The 6,042-nt window shown below is 55.4% G+C and carries 2 protein-coding genes and 4 pseudogenes; 1 reads left to right on the top strand and 5 read right to left on the bottom strand.

The genetic code is table 11. From position 1 onward, the window contains the following. Nucleotides 1–252: 252 nt before the first annotated feature. A pseudogene (locus DNK89_RS23170) lies at nucleotides 253–543 on the bottom strand (IS3 family transposase); the annotation flags it as partial. A 49-nt stretch (nucleotides 544–592) separates the two neighbouring features. On the opposite strand from DNK89_RS23170, the pseudogene DNK89_RS23165 reads away from it, so the two are divergent. Beyond that, nucleotides 593–1,991, top strand: a pseudogene (locus tag DNK89_RS23165) (IS30 family transposase). 7 nt (nucleotides 1,992–1,998) lie between these two features. Here the strand turns inward: DNK89_RS23165 and DNK89_RS23160 are convergent. From DNK89_RS23160 to DNK89_RS24860, 4 genes and pseudogenes are all read right to left on the bottom strand, one after another. Then, nucleotides 1,999–2,863: pseudogene (locus tag DNK89_RS23160) on the bottom strand (IS3 family transposase); the annotation flags it as partial. Nucleotides 2,864–3,044: 181 nt separating this feature from the next. Then, nucleotides 3,045–4,601, bottom strand: coding sequence for a methyl-accepting chemotaxis protein (locus tag DNK89_RS23155; RefSeq protein WP_110961996.1), 1,557 nt, complete (start codon nucleotides 4,599–4,601; stop codon nucleotides 3,045–3,047). An 84-nt stretch (nucleotides 4,602–4,685) separates the two neighbouring features. Beyond that, nucleotides 4,686–5,819 carry an ABC transporter substrate-binding protein gene (locus DNK89_RS23150; RefSeq protein WP_110961995.1) on the bottom strand — a complete coding sequence of 378 codons (1,134 nt, stop codon included), beginning with the start codon at nucleotides 5,817–5,819 and terminating at the stop codon, nucleotides 4,686–4,688. Between the two features lie 92 nt (nucleotides 5,820–5,911). After that, a pseudogene (locus tag DNK89_RS24860) lies at nucleotides 5,912–6,042 on the bottom strand (enoyl-CoA hydratase/isomerase family protein); the annotation flags it as partial.

Below are 6,042 nucleotides of genomic sequence, written 5' to 3'. Positions count from 1 at the left end.
ATCGTTGTGAACGAATTCCACTGGCGGGAATTGCGGAGGGTGATCGGCAACACGTGTGGCGATCAACACCATGCCGCTCGCGGTTTGACGGAAGTGAGGCTCCGTTCGTTGGATGATCTTCAAAAATATCTCCTGTTCACGCAGCGCTTGCTACGGTGACAGGAAGTATCGGTATTCATGACCAAACGGTCATTGCAGTTCTACTGCCCAAGCTTTAGTCACACTAAAGCAGGTTGAATCGCCCCAGCATTCCTAGACACCGTTGAGCCGTTGGGAATGTCGCTGTTCGAACTCTACAGGGGATAGTCCAGCCGCCGATGAATGACGGCGCTGTGAGTTGTAGAACATTTCGATGTAGTTGAAGACGTCCGCTTTCGCATCATCACGGGTTGCATAGACCCGCCTGCGGATGCGTTCGCGCTTGAGCAGTTGGAAGAAGCTCTCGGCCACAGCGTTGTCGTGGCATTTGCCACGTCGGCTCATGCTGCTGACTAAGTTGTGGTCGCGCAGAAAGGTCTGCCACTCGTGGCCGGTGAACTGGGTGAGTTCAACTCATCGTTGCAACACGTCCTATTCGGAGGTGTTGATGAATATGAAGACGAGGGAGGCGAGCGCGTCACTGCGCGCAAAGTTGCGCTCGCCAGGACGACCACCGGTTCTGCATCGTGCGGCGCGATGGCCGTTCTGGCAGGCGATCGCACATGGACTTAGCAGTGAGGAAGCGGCGGCCGTTGCCGGGGTGTCCGTGGCTGTTGGAGCTCGGTGGTTCCGGCAATGTGGCGGTATGCCGCCTTCGCATCTAGCACCGTCCGCCCCGCAGCCCACTGGCCGCTACTTGCCGTTTGCCAAGCGTGAGGAGATTGCGTTGGCGCGCCCGCGGCGAGGGCGTCCGGGAGATAGCCCGTCAGCTTGGGCGTGCCGCGTCAACGATCTCGCGCGAGCTGCGGCGCAATGCAGCGACGCGTGGCGGCAATCTGGAGTACCGTTCTCATACGGCGCAATGGCATGCTGACCGTGCGGCGAGAAGGCCCAAGGTAGTCAAGCTGGTGAGCAACCAAGCGCTACGCAAGTACGTTCAAGATCGTCTTGCTGGGAACATCGCGACGCCGGGCGGGCGAACGATTGCCGGGCCGCAGGTGCAATGGAACGGTCGACGTCAGGGGCGTCGGCAAGCGCGCCGATGGTCGCGCGCGTGGAGTCCGCAACAGATCTCCAATAGGCTACCAATTGACTTCCCCAAGGACACTTCGATGCGCATCAGCCACGAGGCGATCTACCAAGCGTTGTACGTGCAGGGCCGTGGAGCGTTGCGGCGTGAATTGACGGCGTGCCTGCGCACGGGCCGTGCTCTGCGCGTGCCCAGAGAGCGTGTGAGAGGCCGCGGGAAGTCGTTCGTCACGCCGGAGATCATGATCAGCGAGCGACCGGCCAGCGTTGAAGATCGCGCAGTACCTGGCCACTGGGAAGGTGATCTCATCCTTGGACTGGATAGCTCGGCGATTGGCACGCTGGTGGAGAGGACGACGCGCTTCACGATGCTGCTGCACCTGCCGCCTCTGCCTGGCCATCGTCAGCAGCCACGAGACAAGCACGGTCCCGCATTGGCTGGCCACGGTGCCGAGGCAGTCCGAGAGGCGATCACCAAAGCTATGAGTTCGCTGCCGAAGCAGTTGAATAAGTCTCTTACCTGGGACCAGGGCACGGAGATGGCCCAGCATGCGCAACTCTCAATGCACACTGGCCTGCAGGTCTACTTTTGCGATCCGCGGAGTCCTTGGCAGAGAGGCACCAACGAGAACACCAACGGGCTGTTGCGCCAATACTTCCCCAAGGGAACGGACCTCAGCGCGCATCGAGCAACCGATCTGCAGGCAGTGGCGCTGGCCTTAAACACGAGACCGCGCAAGACGCTCGACTGGCAGACGCCCGCAGAAGCCTTCAATGAGCTGTTACGCTCGGCCAACAGACGCAGTGTTGCGACGACTCGTTGAATACGGGCTGACAGCCTTGATCGGAATGAACTATGACAGGTGCACGCGGCTGGCGGCGCCATAGCGCCATCAGCAGTGCATCGAGGACCAGGCTCGTGTCAATGCGGCTGCCCATGGACCAGCCCACTACCTGGCGTGAGAACAGATCGACCACAACCGCCAGGTACAGCCAGCCTTCGTGGGTTCGGATGTAGGTGATGTCAGTGACCCAGGACTGATTGGGCTCATCCACCTTGAACTGACGCTGCAGGTGGTTTGGCGCGACCACCGCGGGCTTACCGCCTCTCAGTCCAGGCCGGCGGCCGTAGCCCGTCTGCGATGCAGACCTTCGATCTTGAGCAACCGCGCCACGCGATGCTTGCCGCAACGCTCGCCCAGATCGCGCATGTCCAGCGTAAGCTTACGGTAGCCGTAGACACCGCCACTCTCCAGCCATGCCTGCTTGAGCAAGCCCAGAAGCCTCTGATCGTCCTTGGCCCGTGGACTATGCGGCGCTGCCTTCCACGCGTAGTAGCCGCTGGGGTGTAGCTGCATCACCTTGCACATGCGCCGCACGCTGTGTTCCTGCGCATGCTGCTTGATGAACGCGTACCTCACCCGGACTGCCTGGCAAAGTACGCGGCGGCTTTTTTTAGGATGTCACGCTCCTCGGTCACGCGCTTTAGTTCGGCTTTCAGCCGTCGCAGCTCCTCAGTCTGGGACGTCTGCATCTGTCGTTCTGGAGCAGGCACCGAATAGAACTTGATCCACTTGTACAGGCTGTGCTGGCTCACGCCGATCTGGGCAGATACATCGGCTACTCGGTGGCCTCGCTCCGTTATCTGCTTGACCGCTTCGATCTTGAATTCTTCGGGATATGGCTGCTTTGTCATGGCACCTCCTATTGGGCCTCAGGTTTGAGGCTCGAAGGTGTCTAGTTCAGCCGGGGCGATTCAGTGGACATGCTCACCAAACCGCTCAAGAAGCAGTATCTAGTGGACACCTCGAACAAGTCCAATATTGAGGTCGCGGTACAAATTTCGGGCATCCAAAGTGACCAAACTGAGGGCCAAACTATGCCGCTAATCGGCCGACGTTGAATACTGAAGCCACTTCTGAAAGGCGGCGTGCTTGATCGCGCAACGCCGCAGCTGCCGCCGCGGATTCCTCCACCAACGCAGCATTTTGTTGCGTCATTTGATCGAGCGTGCTTACCGCTTGGTTCACCTGTGAAATTCCGTCGCGTTGCTCGTTGGCAGAAGCGCTAATTTCGCTTATGAGGTCAGAAACATGTTTCACGCTGCTGACAATGTCCCCCATTGCCTCTCCGGCCTGTTTCACTTGATGTGACCCATGCTCAACTGACTGTACCGACTTTCCAATTAACTCTTTGATCTCCTTTGCAGCTTCAGCTGATCGGGCTGCCAAGCCTCGGACCTCATTGGCTACAACGGCAAAGCCGCGACCTTGCTCACCTGCACGGGCCGCCTCGACAGCAGCATTCAAAGACAGGATGTTGGTTTGAAACGCAATGCCATCTATAGCGCCGATGATGTCGACTATCTTCTTCGACGAGTCACTGATTCCCTGCATGCTCAGCACTACCCCTGCCACGATATCTCCGCCCCGAGAGGCTGATCTAGCTGCTTCGGAAGCCAAATGGTTAGCTCGACGCGCCGTATCGGCCGACTGTGAAACCATACCCGTCAATTGATCCATACTGGCAGCAGTCTCTTGCAGACTAGATGCTGCCTGCTCGGTGCGCGACGACAGATCTTGGTTACCGTATGCGATTTCATTGGAAGCTGTTGACACCTGCTCAACGCCACCTCGCACTTCACCGACAAGCTGGCGCAGTCTAAGGTTCATGGACTCAAGTGATCGAACGAGTTGCCCGAATTCGTCTTTACGATTCTCAAGAATATTCTGAGTGAGATCACCGTTGGCAATCGCATCCGCAACCTCAACAGATCTTCGCAATGGCAATGTGATGGAGCGTTCAAGTGCGCGCGTCAAAAGTATGCCAACTAAGAAAATTAACCCCACCGCAGCAGACGCGAACAACAAAGCATGCTGGCGATCCTGTGCAGCCGAAGTTTGCGCGGAATCGCGCTCCTGTTCGTACACAGTCACGAGACGGTCCAATGCTTTGTAATAGCGCCCCATCGCTGGTGGGAACTCCTTATCGACAAAATCACGCGTGGCTACCGTGTCCCCCGCGATCTTCATCTCTCTGGTCTGCGCCATTAGTGCGAGCACAAGCTCCCGCTCGGTGGCAATGGCCTTCATGGCTGCCATCGCATCCGCTGTAGTCGCACTTTTGGTGACTGCAGCTTGTACCTGCGAGATATCAGCGATAAGGTCTTTGACTTTCAAGTCGTACATCTGAGCTAAGACCCCGTCAGAAGTGATCGTAGCCCCAACCACCATGTTGGTGGCAGCTTCAGACATGCCACGCCAACGTGTGGCCAGTGCAATCTTAGACTCGGCATCTTCAATGGCAACGATTGTCTCGTTCATGACCTTTGCTGACTGCATCTGCGTCCATACACAGATAGCTAACATTGCCAGCAAAATTCCGAGAATTACAAGCCAAAGTTTGCGAGCTACAGATATGTCATTGAATTTCATTGCTCCGTACTCCATCCAAATATTTGAAATTACTCGTATTTGGGTAGCGATCTTTTAGGCGAATTAATTACTGGCGGGATTTTATTAATAGCGAAGTCTGCCTTTATCACCAATAATTGCCAGATCCACAAACGCTGAGCCGCCGCGAATGTCCGGAGTTAAAAAAACAAAAAATCCTCCAACATCATACTTTCCGATAATCTCCAGGGAGTTGATCAAAGAAGCTCTGGAAACAGGTTTTCCTGCACGCCTCATCGCCTCAACCAGTATCTTGGCTGTGGTAAAAGCGTCGAGCTCAAACACATTGGGCTCCGCGCCGGGCATCTCTTTCGCCAAAGCAGCCAAGTACTCACGTACTATAGGAAGTGCGGTGTTGCGTACAGATGGGATAACTTGTGTCAATATTATTCCGCGTGCCGACTCCGAGATCTGCGCCCCCAGCGTACCCGGATCCACTACAGATAGGCCATAAATCTGAGGCCACCTACCCCCCAAACTCTTATACGCCGTGACAAACTTGCCGAAATGAGAGCCTGCGGCCCCTACAATTATTGCTTCTGGATTATTTCTCCATAGATCCATCGCTGCATGTAAAAAATTGGCATCGAGAGTAGAAGTGGTCGAAATACCCACGAGCTCAAGGTTCTCTTTTTCAAGAATTATTTTTAGCTCTGCGAGAACCACCTTCCCTAGGCCATCATCGGTGTAGAAAATTCCGATCCGCCGCACGCCAATTGCTTTGGCATGATCAATCATTCGTTGGATTTCATCAGAATAGCTTGCTCTGACATGAAATACTGGCGTATTTTTTTCCTTGCGCAAAACTGGTGACCCGCTGAAAGGGCCGAATAGGGGCGTCGCAGTTTTTTTGACAACAGGAAGCGATGCCAGAATCTGATTGGTTCCTGTCAACCCTATGAGCGCGACTGCTCCACGTTCAGATATTAGTTCGCTTACGTTCTTGGCAGCTCTTTCGGGTTCGAATGCGTCATCAAGAACTTGATAGTCAATTTGCTGGCCATTTATTCCGCCAGCACGATTAATTCCGTCAAAATACAATTTTGATCCACTGACCAGACGTTTCGCAGACTCCGCGAACGCTCCGGTTAGTGGCATTGAACTACCTATTACTAGACGACGATCTGCTGGGGTTTGGGCCGATACAGCTGTCAGGTGAGTCAAGAGTAACGCCAACACGAAGCGCAAAAAGTTATTCATGATGCCTTCATCGTTTGGACTTGAAACAGACCTGAAGAGAATTGCGCAAATTTGGAGGCATAAATGCGCCCGATTCCAATTAACTGAACGTATCAGCGGCCGCGGAATGTCGGAGAGCGCTTCTCAGCGAAGGCCCTGCGTCCTTCCAGCCGGTCCTCACTGTCCCTCAGCACACCGAAGGCTTGGCGTTCCAATTCCAGCCCGCCGGCTAGCGGCAATTCCC

This window comes from Acidovorax sp. ST3, from assembly GCF_003231145.1.
Classification (GTDB): Bacteria; Pseudomonadota; Gammaproteobacteria; order Burkholderiales; family Burkholderiaceae_C; genus Acidovorax.
This window is presented reverse-complemented; position numbering and strand designations above follow the sequence as displayed.

What these genes read in the sequence shown, in the direction of transcription:
- DNK89_RS23155 (WP_110961996.1), bottom strand. Translation starts at nt 4,601, where the DNA reads ATGAAATTCAATGACATATCTGTAGCTCGCAAACTTTGGCTTGTAATT.
- DNK89_RS23150 (WP_110961995.1), bottom strand. Translation starts at nt 5,819, where the DNA reads ATGAATAACTTTTTGCGCTTCGTGTTGGCGTTACTCTTGACTCACCTG.